At 61.5% G+C, this 15,078-nt stretch carries 13 protein-coding genes; 8 read left to right on the top strand and 5 right to left on the bottom strand.

The features are described from left to right. The first annotated feature begins 14 nt into the window (after positions 1-14). From FFI94_RS01260 to FFI94_RS01245, 4 genes are all read left to right on the top strand, one after another. On the top strand, positions 15-821 hold the full coding sequence (locus FFI94_RS01260) for an ABC transporter ATP-binding protein (protein ID WP_138871390.1): 807 nt from the start codon (positions 15-17) through the stop codon (positions 819-821). Then, complete coding sequence (locus FFI94_RS01255) at positions 818-1,714, top strand: glycosyltransferase (RefSeq protein WP_138871389.1); 897 nt, start codon at positions 818-820, stop codon at positions 1,712-1,714. Before FFI94_RS01260 ends, FFI94_RS01255 begins: the two co-directional genes overlap by 4 nt. A gap of 188 nt (positions 1,715-1,902) precedes the next feature. Next, on the top strand, positions 1,903-3,000 hold the full coding sequence (rsgA, locus tag FFI94_RS01250; RefSeq protein WP_138871388.1) for a ribosome small subunit-dependent GTPase A: 1,098 nt from the start codon (positions 1,903-1,905) through the stop codon (positions 2,998-3,000). 47 nt (positions 3,001-3,047) lie between these two features. Further along, on the top strand, positions 3,048-3,875 hold the full coding sequence (locus tag FFI94_RS01245; protein WP_138871387.1) for a TylF/MycF/NovP-related O-methyltransferase: 828 nt from the start codon (positions 3,048-3,050) through the stop codon (positions 3,873-3,875). A gap of 21 nt (positions 3,876-3,896) precedes the next feature. Here the strand turns inward: FFI94_RS01245 and FFI94_RS01240 are convergent, their stop codons facing one another. Next, positions 3,897-5,723 carry a glycosyltransferase gene (locus FFI94_RS01240; protein ID WP_138873545.1) on the bottom strand — a complete coding sequence of 609 codons (1,827 nt, stop codon included), beginning with the start codon at positions 5,721-5,723 and terminating at the stop codon, positions 3,897-3,899. A 164-nt stretch (positions 5,724-5,887) separates the two neighbouring features. Then, positions 5,888-6,715 carry a glycosyltransferase gene (locus tag FFI94_RS01235; protein WP_138871386.1) on the bottom strand — a complete coding sequence of 276 codons (828 nt, stop codon included), beginning with the start codon at positions 6,713-6,715 and terminating at the stop codon, positions 5,888-5,890. Between the two features lie 157 nt (positions 6,716-6,872). Here FFI94_RS01235 and FFI94_RS01230 point away from each other — a divergent pair, with 157 nt between their 5' ends. Next, positions 6,873-9,101: a hypothetical protein gene (locus FFI94_RS01230; protein ID WP_138871385.1), complete on the top strand. Its 2,229-nt coding sequence runs from the start codon at positions 6,873-6,875 to the stop codon at positions 9,099-9,101. Here FFI94_RS01230 and FFI94_RS01225 read toward each other — a convergent pair. Continuing rightward, a complete protein-coding gene (locus FFI94_RS01225) occupies positions 9,056-10,054 on the bottom strand; it encodes a Gfo/Idh/MocA family protein (RefSeq protein WP_138871384.1) in 999 nt (332 codons plus the stop codon). The two genes, FFI94_RS01230 and FFI94_RS01225, sit on opposite strands and share 46 nt — an antisense overlap. 2 nt (positions 10,055-10,056) lie before the next feature. Beyond that, positions 10,057-11,157 carry a DegT/DnrJ/EryC1/StrS aminotransferase family protein gene (locus FFI94_RS01220; RefSeq protein ID WP_138871383.1) on the bottom strand — a complete coding sequence of 367 codons (1,101 nt, stop codon included), beginning with the start codon at positions 11,155-11,157 and terminating at the stop codon, positions 10,057-10,059. Between the two features lie 110 nt (positions 11,158-11,267). On the opposite strand from FFI94_RS01220, the gene FFI94_RS01215 reads away from it, so the two are divergent. Beyond that, positions 11,268-11,984: a DapH/DapD/GlmU-related protein gene (locus tag FFI94_RS01215; protein ID WP_138871382.1), complete on the top strand. Its 717-nt coding sequence runs from the start codon at positions 11,268-11,270 to the stop codon at positions 11,982-11,984. A gap of 133 nt (positions 11,985-12,117) precedes the next feature. Further along, the gene (locus FFI94_RS01210) at positions 12,118-13,071 is read left to right on the top strand and encodes a lysylphosphatidylglycerol synthase domain-containing protein (protein WP_185993367.1); all 954 of its coding nucleotides are present in this window, start codon (positions 12,118-12,120) and stop codon (positions 13,069-13,071) included. A 4-nt stretch (positions 13,072-13,075) separates the two neighbouring features. Here FFI94_RS01210 and rfbB read toward each other — a convergent pair whose 3' ends face one another. Next, entirely contained in the window at positions 13,076-14,080 is a 1,005-nt protein-coding gene (gene rfbB, locus FFI94_RS01205) for a dTDP-glucose 4,6-dehydratase (protein ID WP_138873544.1), read from the bottom strand. 121 nt (positions 14,081-14,201) lie between these two features. On the opposite strand from rfbB, the gene rfbA reads away from it, so the two are divergent. Beyond that, complete coding sequence (gene rfbA, locus FFI94_RS01200) at positions 14,202-15,077, top strand: glucose-1-phosphate thymidylyltransferase RfbA (RefSeq protein ID WP_138871380.1); 876 nt, start codon at positions 14,202-14,204, stop codon at positions 15,075-15,077. The last annotated feature ends 1 nt before the right edge of the window (position 15,078 follow it).

Here is a 15,078-nt window from a genome sequence, read left to right as displayed (position 1 = left end):
GCTAGAGGAAACACATGAGTCAGCCAGTCAGCATTCACACGCAGAACGCATGCGTCGACTTCCCGATCTTCGACGCTAAGTCACGGTCCCTCAAGAAGGCCTTCCTCGGCAAGGCCGGCGGATCCATCGGCCGCAACGACTCCGATGTCGTTGTCGTCGAAGCACTCCGCGACATCACCATGTCGCTCAAGGAAGGCGACCGCATCGGACTGGTCGGCCACAACGGCGCCGGCAAATCCACCCTCCTGCGCCTACTCTCCGGGATCTACGAACCGACCCGCGGAACAGCCACCATCCGCGGCCGCGTCGCACCCGTCTTCGACCTCGGTGTCGGCATGGACCCCGAAATCTCCGGCTACGAGAACATCATCATCCGCGGCTTGTTCCTCGGGCAGACCCGCAAGCAGATGCTCGCGAAGATGGATGAGATAGCCGACTTCACCGAACTCGGCGAATACCTCTCGATGCCGCTGCGCACCTACTCCACCGGCATGCGCGTGCGCGTCGCCATGGGCGTTGTCACCAGCATCGACCCGGAAATCCTTCTCCTCGACGAAGGCATCGGCGCCGTCGACGCAGAATTCATGAAGAAGGCGCGCGTCCGCCTGCAGAAACTGGTGGAACGCTCGGGAATCCTGGTCTTCGCAAGCCACTCCAACGAGTTCCTCGCGCAACTCTGCAACAGCGCAATGTGGATCGACCACGGCCAGATCCGCATGCACGGTGACATCGAAGACGTCGTCCGCGCGTACGAGGGCGACGACGCAGCCGAACACGTCCGCCACGTGATCAGAGACATGGAACGGGAGACGCCCGCGTGAGCACACCCGAGAAAATTGTCGGGGTCGTTGTCACACACAAGCGTCGTGAACTGCTGGCCGAATCCCTGAAGGTGCTCAGCACTCAGTCCCGGCCGCTCGATCACCTCGTTGTGATCGACAACGCCGACGAAGATGCGGTGCGCGAACTCGTCGAGGGTGCTTCTCTGCCCACCAGTTACATCGGCTCGAAGCACAATCTCGGCGGTGCCGGAGGATTTGCCCTGGGCATTCTGTATGCATTGTCACTCGGCGCAGACCGGGTCTGGCTCGCCGATGACGACGGTCGCCCCGAGGGACCCGAAGTGCTCGAAACCCTGCTCGCATGCGCACTGCGACACGACCTTGCCGAGGTCTCCCCCGTCGTCTGCGACATCGACGATCCAGACCGCCTGGCATTCCCACTGCGCCGCGGCACCTCCTGGCGACGGCTGCGTAGTGAGCTGGGCTCCGAGGATCTCCTGCCCGGGATCGCGTCTCTCTTCAACGGCGCACTGTTCACCGCCGACGCCATCGACGCCGTCGGAGTACCGGATCTTCGACTGTTCGTCCGCGGCGACGAAGTGGAAGTACACCGCCGGCTCGTGCGATCCGGCCTGAAATTCGGCACGTGCCTGCAGACCGCTTACGTGCATCCCAACGGCGCCGAAGAATTCAAGCCGATCCTCGGCGGGCGGATGCACACGCAATACCCGGACAACGACACCAAGCGATTCTTCACCTACCGCAATCGCGGGTATCTCCTCTCGCAACCCGGAATGCGCAAACTGCTTCCCCAGGAATGGGTTCGATTCGGCTGGTACTTCCTGATCACCCGCCGCGATCCGGCCGGTCTGCGCGAGTGGATGCGACTGCGCAAACTCGGCCGGGAAGAGAAGTTCGAGCGACCGAGTTAATTCGGTTGCCCCGTTAATTCGGTTGCCCGTTAATTCGGTTGCACAGCCCGGCCACTGCCTGAGACGATTCTGCATCGACGCATGGTGCGTCCTGAAGTTTTCGAGGAGTGAGTATTGATGACTGTCGTGTTCCGCACTTTCAGCACCGTCAATACTCACGATTCTTCGTACTCGAGGACACATTCACCATGCCGGAAAACAGCACATTACTGACCGAATACGGTTGGAACACAACACTCTCGGATATTTTCGACAACCTGCCCGACAGCTCGGCCGACAACCTGGGCTCACGGGATTCCGTACCCGGACGCGTCATCCGTGTCGACCGCGGCCAATGTGACGTTGTGGTCGCCGCGGGCACTGTCCGCGCACTCAGTGGCAGCAATTCGCTGTGTACGGGCGACTGGGTTGCAGTCGCCAACGCTACGGGTGAGACCGAAACACCCACGGTCACTTCGATATTTCCACGATCGAGCAGCATCGTTCGATCCTCCGCGTCCGGAAAATCCGAAGGCCACATTCTGGCCGCGAATGTCGACACTGTTGTCATCACCACGGCGTCGGACGGCGATGTCGATCTCGGACGCATCGAGCGACTACTCGCACTCACGTGGGAAAGTGGGGCAACTCCTGTCGTCGTACTTACCAAATCCGATGCAGCTCATAATATTTCCACCATTCTCGCCGAAGCCTCCGCTATCGCACCCGGCGCAACAGCGCTCGCTGTCAGCGCCGAAACCGGCGAATGCATGGATGTACTCGACGCTGCACTGGACGGAACAGTGGCGATCCTCGGCCCTTCCGGAGCGGGAAAATCGACCCTTGCCAATGCGCTCCTCGCCGGGCACGGGTGCCTCGAAACAGGCCGGGTGCTCGAAACAGGCAGCGTGCGGACGGGCGACGGCAAAGGACGCCACACCACCGTCACGAGGGAACTGATCCCGTTTTCCGGCGGCCGGACGCTCATCGACACTCCAGGGCTGCGGGGCGTCGGAATGTGGAACGCCGCCGAGGGCATCGAGAAGACGTTCCCCGAGATCGAAGAATTCATCTCGAGCTGCCGGTTCTCCGATTGCGCGCACAACTCCGAGCCTGGGTGCGCCGTCCTGGGCGCACTCGAGAGCGGCGACATCGACGAGCGAAGACTGCGGAGCTACCGGAAACTACAGCGAGAGAACGCGTGGAATGCCGCCCGCAGTGATACCCGTCTGCAGGCGGAACGCGCGCGAGAGATGAAGGTGCTCTCCCGCCGCATCAAAGATCATTACCGGGGGCGAAGACAGTAGCGGCCGAATCCTGGCAGCATGGGAGGTGATCCCGACGAGAGGTTGCCATGTTCGAGCAGTTCCGTTCCAGCGCCAGGACCAAGCTTCAGCGTGCGGTATCCGAGGTGATCGAGAATGCCGACCGCCATAATGCCGATCGCACACGGCAGATTCTCGACGAGCTGGCGCGCTCACACGAAGAACTGGCCGGGGCCCGCGAAGATATCGCGGGCCTTCGGAACAGAATCGACGAACTGGAATTCCGCCAACGCCGCGACCTTGCGTACGCAGTCGATCTGGAAGCAACCGCGTCGAGCGCGTCGTTCATTCTGGAACACATGCGGGCGGCGCAGACGTTCGGTCATCCTCACGACACGCTGCGGCACGCACTGAATTTGGTCGAGATTCCAGGAATAGCACTCGAATTCGGCGTCGCATCCGGAACGACCTTGAAGATCATCGCCGACGAATTCCACGAACGTGAGGGCATCGTCGCAGGTTTCGATGTGTTCTCGGGTCTCCCGGAAACATGGCGAACCGGATTTCCGGCCGGCGAGTTCGCTCAGGACTCGCTCCCCGAAGTACCTGGGGCACAACTTGTTCCAGGACTTTTCGAAGACACGCTACCGGCGTTCTTGGAGCAGGAACTCGAAACTATTGCGTTCCTGCACCTCGACGCCGACCTCTACTCGTCTACCAAGACAGTGCTCGATCTCCTCGGAGACCGCCTTGTCCCGGGATCGGTCATCGTGTTCGACGAATTCTTCAACTACCCCGGGTGGCAAAATCACGAGTACCGGGCGTGGACGGAATACGTCACACGCACCGGCATCTCGTTCGAGTACGTCGGTTACACCTTCGACAACGAGCAGGTGATCGCCAAGATAATCAGGTGAGCGAAGATAGTCAGGTGAGCGTCACTTCTCGTACAGGCGAGCCCAGTTCTCGCGGCTGGTGAGCTGCGGGAACTCCTGAGCGAATGCCTGAGCGACACTTGGTGCTTCGGAAAGGAATCGCTTGATCACGCCGGCGAGGCGGCCACTCATCTCGGCAGCCTTCTCGCTGTCGAAGCGGCGTTCGCGCACGCCTCCCTGCGAGGCGTCGGTCACGAAAACATGATCGAACCGTCCGACGTGCCACCACTGCGCATCCTCGTACGAGATCGCCACCGGACCGCGCTCGAGCTGATTACGAGCCTGCGTCACAGCACGTTTCGCGAGGACGAGGTCGGTCCACAAACCGGTCTTCGGGCTGGGCGCAACGCGTCGGATCGGCAGTCGTCCCGGCAACTCGGACGCTGGACGAGTCACCGTCTCCGGGAACCGCTTTCGCTCCTGGTTGATCGTCGCCAACGCCTTCTGGCCACCATCGGCCAAGCCTGCCGGACCTTCGAGGAATCCTTCGATCGCCCGGATTTGTGTGTGCGCTAGGCCGTACTGCAACCCGACGATGGAATGCGAAATGTCTCGGGCGAGTTGCTTGGCCAGTGCCTTCGGCGCAAAACCCGGGTCGAGTGCCGCGGTGATCAGACCGTTGCGAGTACTGAAGTAGTGGGCAAAACCGTCGACGTCCTTCCAGTAGAAGTCCGCATGCCAGACGGCAGCCGACGGCAACGTGATCGTGGGGATCCCAGCCCGCCCAGCGCGCAGGCTGTACTCGACGTCGTCCCACTGGAAGAACACCGGCAGGGGCAACCCGATGCGCTCGATGGCTTCGGCGGGGATCAGGCACGTCCACCAGCCGTTGTATTCGGCGTCCACTCGGCGCTCCGGCAGCTTCTCCAACACACTCCGGTTGCGGACTCCGTGCTCGTCCGTCGGCACACCGCGCTGAAGCGTGCCCAGATCGACGCGCTCACCCGAAGCCAACAGGTAGTCGGGATTGAACAGGAAGAGCATCTGAGCGCCGATCAGAGCCGGTTCCGTTGTCATGTTCGCAAACGCACTCAGCCGAAGGACCGATTCCGGTTCACACAGGATGTCGTCGTCCATCAAGATCACGTCAGAGTGCGGTCCGGCCTCCGACGCCTCGTACAGGCCACGGGTGAAGCCGCCGGCCCCGCCGAGGTTCGCCTGCCGCAGGTACTGCAACCGTGAACCGAACTTCTTCGACACTTCCTGGAACAACTCGCGGCTCTCGACCGGATCCGTTCCCTGATCGACGACGTACAGAGCGTCGAGCAATGCCAGTACGCGTTCGTCGGACGCAAGCGCTTCAACCGTGCGAGCGCAGTCGTCGGCGCGGTTGAACGTGCAGATCGCAACCGCTACCGGCCGGATCGTCTCCGGCGACGCGACGGACCATTCGACGTCGTTGACAACTGCGCCGCCGCCCTGCGCTTCGAACTGCAACCACAAGGCGCCGCCGTCGACAAATGTGTCGAGCGGAGCAGTCATGGAAATCTGCTCGGTGCCGGTCACTACGACGTTCGTCACGATACGACGGTGACCGCCGATGTCGGACGCCTGAATCTGGACGCGGCAGGCCGTCTCGGCTACGACGCGCGCGGTCACGGTGACCTCGGTGACGGCCGTCCAGCGCTGCCAGTAGCTGGCCGGGAATCGACCGAAGAATGTGTTGGTGTGCGCAACAGCTCCGGGCTGAAGTCGCAGCTCGAACCGAGATCGTGTCGACATCCCGACTTTGGTGACCGCGTACAACTCGTCACTGGCGACCGGCGAGGTTCCGGTGAACAACGTGCGCTGTGCCACCAGGCGGTCCGAGCTCGCACGATGTTCGGTCAACTCGACCCCGGTGTCAGACTGCCCGGTGTCAGACTGCCCGCTGTCGGACTGCCCGGAGTCGGACTGGTCATCGGTCACTTTCACGGTATCCACACCCCGCAGGGTATCGCGAACCCACTCGGCGATGCCGCGAGCACCAGGCCGCGCTGCTCTAGATCACAGCTCTACCCGCTGTAGTCCGTCCCGGCCACTGCCGCGAGTTCCTTCTTACGCCGACGCAGGGACAACAATCCGTTTGCCATCTGAACGACGTCCTTGGGCGAAATCCGGCTTGCATGCGCGAGGTGATCGTCACTGAGACGAATGGGAACCTCCACTGGTCGCACGCCCGCCAACTCGAGCGCGTAGTCCAGTTCTGTCGTGAACAGGAAACCTCGCTCGGCCAAAGCGGGCGCGATCCGACGCGCCAAAGTGCCGTCGACGATAAACGTTCCCTGCGGATCACCCGTCCGGGTACCCAAGATGGCTCGCCGAAGAGTGGCAAAACCACCGGTCATGATCGCTCGCAGCAGACCACGCTGCACCTCGGAATCCGCGTGGGCCTTTGAACCGATGACCACGGGAGGAACAGACCCCAAATCCGCCATCACACGATTCGCGCCTTCGATGTCGCCGAAGCCGAACGGCAAATCGTCCGCGGTGAGCAACACACGCTCTCCCCGCGACGCGATGATTCCCGCGCGCAGTGCCGCACCCATACCTTTGTCGCTGCTCATGGGACGGAACGTCACACCTGGCCACGACCAGGCTTCCGACAACGAGGCACACACGTCCGCCGTGTTGTCGGTGGAACCGTTCTCCACGACGATGATCTCGACTGGGCTGGCGATTTTGGTAGTGCTGGCGCTCTTGGTAGGGCTGGTGCTGAAGTACTCGGCGAACTGTCGCACCGTCGACTCCAGTACCTCACCTGAGTTGTATGCGGGGATGACGACCGAAAGCTCCGGCGTAGCTGATTCCCCACGAACGGGCTCCGTCCGCGATGTCGCCACGTCCCGATCTCCTTCTTCCCCGACTGCAGTTCGAACTCGTCGGAATACTACGCTCCAGGTAAATGGGCTCCAAGACAGAGCACGGCCCAGGCTCCGCGAGACAGGGCACGCCCCAGCCTCCGAAGTACAGCCATCGACCCGACGACGAAAGCGCATCGTGAAATCTGACTTGACGCTCGCTCAACGCGTAGTGCCGCCGATACTGCTCGCCGCTCTGGTGTCGATCGTCGCGGCGATCCCACTGATCTCCAATCGCTGGTTCTACTACTGGGACGACAGTGCAGCAGCTTTCACGCCCGGATGGCACACGATCGGCGAAAAAATTCTGTCGGGATCGTGGCCGACGCTCATCCCCGAATTGTGGGCCGGTGGAAACGTCACCGCCGAAGCCCTGTACGGGACATACAATCCCGTGATCCTTCTGGATTCGGTTGCCATCGCACTCATTCCGAACCTGGGCATCGGAATCACCCTCGTCAAAATGCAATTCATGGCGATACTCGCCATCGGTGTCTACCTGGTGGCTCGCCAGTACGGCGCCAACCGGTCGATGGCCTTCATCGCCGGATTTGCCATGCCGTTCGCCGGTTACACGCTCTACTTCGACGCCTCGAGCTGGGCATCCGGACTGATCGCCTTCGCGTGGATCCCCCACGTGTGGTGGTCTACGCGGGCCAGCGCACTCGGTCGCGTGAATCCGCTGGTACCGATCGCCTTCGGCTATCTCGCCATGACCACCGGCAACCCATACGGAGCGGTGGGCGTCGCTGTCGTCTACATCGCCGTCATCGCGGAATGCATAGCGGTCAAACGGGCAGGCAGTATCAAATCCCTTCTGATCACCGGCGCAGCGATCCTCATGATGTCGCTGATCGTGTACCTGCCACTTCTGTTCACCACCGGCGTGTCCGTGCGCACGCAGTCCGGAATCGCGAACGACGGCTCGCTACGACCCGATCTCGGCGACCTGCTCAACCTCTCCGGTCCGTCGAACCAGCCGTACGTCACGGCGTTTGCACTCCCGGCGATGACGATTCCCCTGGTCTACCTGGCCTGGTTCCTCATCCCGCTTGCTCCGTGGATTCGATGGAGCTCGCTCAAGGCGCTGGGGCGTCACAGTGTTTCGCTCTTCGTCTTCGGCGGAATCTACGTGGTGCTGCTTCTCGGCCCGTCGAATCTCTGGCTGTTCCGCTGGCCGGCACGGCTTCTCGAATACGGGCAGTTGCCTGCCATTGTCGTCACTGCGGTCGCGTTGTCCGCGGGATTGCATCGTGATCGAATCCGCGCGAGATCGATCATCACCGCCGGATTGCTGGCACTCCAGTTCTATCTCGCGTGGTCGAATGTGCCCGAAGACATCGGCATTCACGCTGCGTCGCTTGTCATCACCGTGGTCCTGACGGCTATCGCACTGGTCGTGGCCTACCGGAAACCCCGATACCTGGTTGGCGCACTCGCGGCCGGAATCGTCGTGGTGCTCAGCGCCCAGACAAACTTCTGGTTCACCGGAAACTACAACGTCACACCGTGGAAGTTCCCGCGGCAGATCGCCTTCCTGGAATCGAAATTCGAAGACCGATACCAAGGAACCACTTTCGCGATCGCAGATCCCATCAACATTCCGCCCGACAACCAAACCGGGCAGTGGGGCGATCTGCTGTTCGGAAACGCCTGGCAGCCTGCGGGTGTCGACGCCGTCAACAGCTACGCGGGAATCAGCTACAACGACTTCGTTCAAGCCCTGTGCCTGAACTACTACGGCGGCGTGCAGTGTCCCGACGCAGTCGATCGACTACTCGCCGAATCACCGGGCACCGGTGTGTCCTGGCTCGACGCGATGCGCGTCGATACCGTCGTCGTTCAGAATTCCGGACCATACGGTGGAAAACGCGCTCTCGACGCACTTCCCGAGAGCGACTGGTCCGTTTCGCCTGATCGCGTCGTCACTGTCGGTCGACGCACCACCGAACATCAGTGGCCAGACGGCCGGGTTTCCGCAACCACACCGGGGCTCGACGTCCGTAGCGATGCCGCCGCAACGGACACTCGGGAAACCGTCGAGTACACCGGATCCGGCACCCTCACCTTCGCACTGCTCGCCTGGCCCGGCTGGACCGCAACAGTGGACGGACAGTCCGTAGAAACGAAGGCCAGCCCCGGCGGCTTGCTGCAGGTCGATGTACCGCCGAGCGCCGACGACGGATCGATACTCACCATCGAATTCAGCCCGCCAGGAAGCACATTCGGATGGGGTATCGCCGGCGTCGGACTACTCGTCGCCTTGTCCCAGGGCGCCTGGGCGTTCCGAGCGCGCCGTAAGGATCAAGAAGGCCGCAGTGATCAGGAAGAAAGCGTCGCAGCGACTGCAGATTCCGTGACCTCGTGAACCGCGCGGTGAGCGGGCAGGATCGACGCCCGCTCACCGTCCGCGTCACCTGTTCCCTGCACCAATCCGAGGAAATGCGTCAGCTGCGCTGCCAACGGCTCGTCGCTGTAGCGGATCGTCGGAATCTCGATAACCGTCTGCTGCTGGTAGCCGTCCCGATCGGCGGGCATGCTGTCGTCAATGTGCCGGTAAATCGTGATGCCGCGGCGAAGCAGGTCGATCTCGATGAGTCGGTCAGCCTCGAGCAACGACAGTTGACGGATCTTGCGCTGGCTGATCCGGCTGGCCGAAATCGTCGCTACCGCACCCGAACCGAAACGCAGAACCGCGTCGGCGCAATCTTCCGACCGGTTCTGCACGGAAGTCGGATGGAAGTAGCCGAACTCGCCTTTCGCCAAACTCGGCTCCGATCCGGCAAATCCGATAGCCAAGTCGACGTCGTGAATCAACAGGTCCGTCGCGACGCCCGTCGGGATGCGAGAAACGAACGGAGAGTGACGAATACCGTTAACCTGCCAAACGTCGCCGGAGAACTCACGAGCAGTGCGAACAGCTGGATTGAAACGTTCGAGGAGACCACACATCAGCGGAACACCGGACGCGCGTGAACGATCGACCAGGTCGACGCTCTGCTCGTACGTCGCGGCCAACGGCTTCTCCACCAGAACAGGCTTGCCCAGATCGAGAACCCGTCCGGCCAACTCGTAGTGGGCCGGTGTAGCAGCGGCGATCACCACGGCGTCGATGCCGTCCAGCGTGTCGAAATCCGCAGCCCAGCGCGTATCGAAGCGCTCAGCAACAGCTTTACCCTGCTCCTCGCGTGGCTCGATCAGCAACTCCAACTCGCACAAGGCCGACTGCGCGATGACACGCGCATGCAGCGAACCCATCTGGCCGGAGCCGACAAGGGCGATACGGGGCTTGCTTGCAGTCGTATTCAGGCTCGCAGTCATCTTCAGGCCTCCATAGCGCCGCGTACTGCGGCAATAATCTGATCGACGTCCCCGGCGGACAACGCCGCGTGGACCGGAATACTCAGGCACCGCGACGCCACCGACGTGGCAACCGGCGTCTCCTCGATGACTACCCGCGGATGGTCGCGGTAGCACTCGTAGTCGTACACGGCCTTCGGGTAGTAGATCCCGCTGCCGATGTCCTTCGCGGCGAGACGCTCGCTGAGTTCGTCGCGAGTGATCGGTGCATCCTCGGCCAACAGCAACGTGAACTGGTGCCAGACATGTCCGCGACCGGACAGCTCGGTCGGCAGGATCAGCCCGTCGACATCTTTCAAACCGACGCGCAAGGCTTCCGCGTTGCGTCGGCGTGCCTCGACCTGCTGCATGTACGTCGCCATCTGCGGCAGCGCCAAGCTTGCCTGCAGATCGGTCATCCGGTAGTTCTGGCCGACCATCTCGTACTGGTAGCGCGCCCGCATGCCCTGGTTACGCAGGACACGAAGTCGGTCGGCTGTCGCGTCGTCGTCGGTGGTGATCATTCCGCCTTCGGCGGTCGTGAGGTTCTTCGTCGCGTAAAACGAGAAGCAGCCCAAACCGAAACTGCCGGCGCCGCGTCCCTCGAAAGTCGCACCGTGCGCTTGAGCGGCATCCTCGACGACGGTCAGGCCGTGCGTCTGCGCCAGCGGCATCAACGCACCCATGTCGGCTGACTGACCGTAGAGATGAACAGGCATCAAGACCTTCGTGCGGTCGCCGATTCGAGCCGCGGCGGCAGCGGAGTCCAGATTGAAATCGGACTCCGAAATATCGGCGAACCTAGCCGTTGCCCCCGCCTCGAGAATCGCGTTCAACGTGGCAACAAAGGTGAACGGTGTGGTCAGAACCTCGTCACCGGGTTGCAGATCCTGGACCTGAAGTGCCGCGATCAGCGCCGTAGTGCCATTGTTCACCGCCACCGCATGACGAGTGCCGACGAGAGCCGCGAACTCGTCCTCGAGCCGCTTGACCTTGGGCCCCTGCGCGACGATCCCCGATCGCAGAGTGTCCAGCACCTCGCGCTCGACTTCTTCCCCGAACGAGATGCTGGATATCGCGATCACTGAGTTACCTCCGATAGATTCATCCGACTGTCGTCGGAACGAAATACCCCGACAACCAACGAAGCGTATCGAAACGCAATTCGATACTTCGAGAGGATTCCGGAACCCGCATGTCTTCACGACCTGACTGCCATATCCATCCCACCGCCCTGGTCGGCGCCGAAGTACAGATCGGCACCGGTGTGACGATCGGACCGAACGCCGTCCTGACCGGCCCACTCGAGATCGGCGACGACTGCTGGATCGGCGCGGGAACAGTGCTAGGGGCACCACCCGAGATCCTCGGCGCAGTCCATCCCACATCGTGGTCCGAGAGTGCGGGCCTCGGAATCCGAATCGGCGCCCGAACCACAATCCGTGAACTCACCACCGTTCACCAAGGCAGCGAACGACGCACCGAAATCGGCGAAGACTGCTTCGTGATGAACCGCGTCGGCATCGAACACGACGTCCAGATCGGCGACCGGTGCGTTGTGTCATCCGGAACGACGCTCGCCGGGCATGTCAGCGTCGGCGACGGCGTCAATCTGGGGATGCACACCGTTGCCCACCAGCGACGCGTCATCGGATCCGGGTCCATGATCGGCATGGGAACAGTGGTGGTCAAAGACGTTCCCCCTTTCGCCAAAGCCTTCGGCAATCCGGTGTCCCTGCACGGCGTCAACCGGATCGGTATGAGTCGCTCGGGTATCTCCGAAGAAGACATCGACGCAGTCGCAGCGATCTACGCTGCCGCAAGCTTCGGTGCGTCACCGACCATCCCCGACTCACTTTCCGGGACATTCACATGGTGGCGCGAGCGGGCTGACAAACCACTCGTGGTTTAGCTGTGAGAATCCTGATTGGTATCGTCAGCGAAATGACGAGCGGGTGGGAAGTTTCAGGCACGTGAGTACTTCTCCCGAATCCGAACAACCCGAATCCGAACAGACGGTCGAACCGGCTGCACAACCGAACGCTCTGCGCGGTCTTCTCATCAACGGGTTCAAGGTTCTCGTCACCCTCGCGATCGTCGTCGCGATCATCTTCGCGGTGAAGTCCCAATGGGCCGAAGTCAAGAACACCATCACCGAGCTGAACTGGTGGACGCTCGCTGCGTCGTCGCTGTTCATCTTCCTCGGTATGGGTGCCGCAGTGCGGGCCTGGCAACACGCACTCGGCGCCCTCGAACAACCGATCCCGGCATTCGACGCCGCGCGCGCTTATCTGGTCGGCCAGCTCGGCAAGTACCTTCCCGGCAGTGTCTGGGCATTCGTTCTGCAAACGGAACTTGTCAGGCGCGCCGGTGTATCTCGGGCAGCGGGCTTCGTCGCAGTGCTGGTCACGGTGGGTTTGAGTACAACTTCGGCATTGGTCGTTGGACTCTTCGGCCTACCTGCCCTGTTTGAGGTCAGCACGGTAGCCGCGGTCGGCGTGATCATCCTGGTCCCGATCGCTCTCGTCTGCGCGTACCCGCCGGTGCTCACGCGTCTGGTGAACCTCGCACTGAAACTGCTCCGCCGCACGCCACTCCACAAACCGCTCACGATGCACAAAATTGCCCTCGCATTGGGCTGGTGCGCGGTGAGTTGGGTGCTCTACGGAATCCAACTGTGGCTACTCGCATCCAGTTCCGCAGGCTTCGAAATTCGTGGGCTCGTCCAATGCATCGGTGCCCTCGCCCTCGGCATGTGCGCAGGCGTCCTGGTATTCGTGGTGCCCTCCGGCATCGGCGTCCGCGAGGCCGTCATCGTCGCAGCGCTGTCACCATTCATGGACGCCGGCGTCGCGCTCGGCCTCGCCCTGGCGTCGCGGCTGCTCTTCACTCTCTGTGAAGTATTTGCGGGCGTCGTAGCTGCGCTGTCCGGATCGCGGGTTCTTCGCAACGCGCTTGTTCACGAACATTCACGAGTGCCGGATCCCAGCAAAGCCTGAGATCTCAGTCCACGACAGCTTCCGAGGCTGAATAGCCCGCCTCGGTGACGGCTTTCTGCGGACGCCACCACTGTTCGTTGTCGCGGTACCACTCCACGGTGGCTTCTAATCCACTGCGGAAATTGCGGTACAGCGGCTGCCATCCCAGTTCCCGTTGAATTCTTCTCGGGTCGATCGCGTACCGCATATCGTGACCTGGACGGTCGGTGACGAAGTCGAATTCGTCCGGTTTGCGCCCAAAAATCTCGAGCAGAGCTGCAATCACCGTCCGGTTATCCGTTTCACCATCCGCGCCAATCAGGTACGTTTCACCGGACTTGCCCCGCTCCAGGATGTCCCACACCGCACGGTTGTGATCGTCCACGTGAATCCAATCGCGAACGTTGCGACCTTCCCCGTACAACCGGGGACGCACGCCGTCGATCAGATTTGTGATCTGACGTGGAATGAACTTCTCGACATGCTGAAACGGGCCGTAATTGTTGGAGCAATTGGAGATCGTTGCCTCGATACCGAACGAACGCACCCACGCCCGCACAATCAGATCGCTCGACGCCTTCGACGCCGAATACGGACTCGAAGGGTTGTACGGCGTCGACTCGGTGAATCGCGTCGGGTCATCCAACTCGAGATCGCCGTACACCTCGTCCGTCGAGATGTGGTGGTACCGGACCTTGTGCGCCCGAACAGCTTGCAGCAGCGAGAACGTACCCATCACGTTCGTCCGGATAAACGGTTCCGGATCATTCAACGAATTGTCATTGTGGCTTTCGGCCGCAAAATGGACCACTGCATCGGATCGCGATACCAACTCGTCAACCAGTGCCTGATCGGCGACATCACCGTGGACGAAGTGGATGCGATCCTCCACCTCGATAAGCGAGCTCCGATTACCGGCATAGGTCAGGGCATCGACAACCGTAACCTCGACGCCCGGATGCGACGCCACCGTCTGGTGAACAAAATTGGCGCCGATAAACCCGGCACCCCCGGTGACCAGCAGTCGCACGTTCATCTCCTCAAGCTTGCCGAACCCCTTCGAACCTTACCGCTCATTGGTGCCGGATCCGTTTGCCCATCGGTGCCCGATCCGTTTGCTTCGATCCGCACGCGTACAGGACACTGCACGTATGCGTGGAATCATTCTGGCCGGCGGCACAGGCTCTCGCCTGCACCCGATCACTCTCGGAGTGAGCAAGCAGATGCTGCCGATCTACGACAAGCCGATGATCTACTACCCGCTTTCCACACTGATGCTGGCGAATATTCGCGACATCCTCATCATCACGACACCGCACGACGCCGAACAGTTCAGGCGACTGCTCGGTGACGGTTCCCAATTCGGCGTCAATCTGACCTACGCAATCCAGCACGAACCGAACGGACTCGCAACAGCATTCGTCCTCGGCGCCGAACACATCGGGAACGACTCCGTTGCACTTGTCTTGGGCGACAACATCTTCTACGGCCCCGGCCTGGGCACTCAACTGAAACGATTCTCGGACATCGACGGAGGGGCGATCTTCGCCTACTGGGTCTCCGATCCCACCGCCTACGGTGTCATCGAGTTCGACGACGCCGGACGCGCTATCTCCATCGAAGAAAAGCCCGAATCTCCGAAATCGAACTACGCCATCCCCGGACTGTACTTCTACGACAGCGACGTTGTGGACGTCGCGCGAGACCTGAAGCCCTCCGACCGAGGCGAATTCGAAATATCCGACGTCAACCGTCACTACCTCGATGCCGGCCGCCTACAAGTGGACATCCTCCCCCGCGGAACCGCGTGGCTCGATACCGGAACCTCGGACTCCCTACTCGAAGCCGCCAACTACGTGCGAACAATCGAACACCGCCAGGGCCTCAAAATCGGCTCGCCCGAAGAAGTTGCCTGGAGGCAAGGATTCATCACCTCCGACCAAATGCGCTCCCAAGCAGAAACTTTGGGAAAATCTGGCTACGGCGACTACCTCCTCGCCCTACTCGAACACGGCAAGGAATGGTGAC

This window comes from Rhodococcus sp. KBS0724 (genome assembly GCF_005938745.2).
Lineage (GTDB): Bacteria > Actinomycetota > Actinomycetes > Mycobacteriales > Mycobacteriaceae > Rhodococcus_F.
The sequence above is the reverse complement of the archived record's forward strand: the minus strand, read 5'-3'. Positions and strand labels throughout refer to the sequence as shown.

Bases quoted from the DNA above. Each gene is read 5' to 3' on its own strand.
- FFI94_RS01260 (WP_138871390.1), top strand. From the start codon at position 15: ATGAGTCAGCCAGTCAGCATTCACACGCAGAACGCATGCGTCGACTTC.
- rsgA (WP_138871388.1), top strand. From the start codon at position 1,903: ATGCCGGAAAACAGCACATTACTGACCGAATACGGTTGGAACACAACA.
- FFI94_RS01245 (WP_138871387.1), top strand. From the start codon at position 3,048: ATGTTCGAGCAGTTCCGTTCCAGCGCCAGGACCAAGCTTCAGCGTGCG.
- FFI94_RS01225 (WP_138871384.1), bottom strand. From the start codon at position 10,054: ATGACTGCGAGCCTGAATACGACTGCAAGCAAGCCCCGTATCGCCCTT.
- FFI94_RS01215 (WP_138871382.1), top strand. From the start codon at position 11,268: ATGTCTTCACGACCTGACTGCCATATCCATCCCACCGCCCTGGTCGGC.
- rfbA (WP_138871380.1), top strand. From the start codon at position 14,202: ATGCGTGGAATCATTCTGGCCGGCGGCACAGGCTCTCGCCTGCACCCG.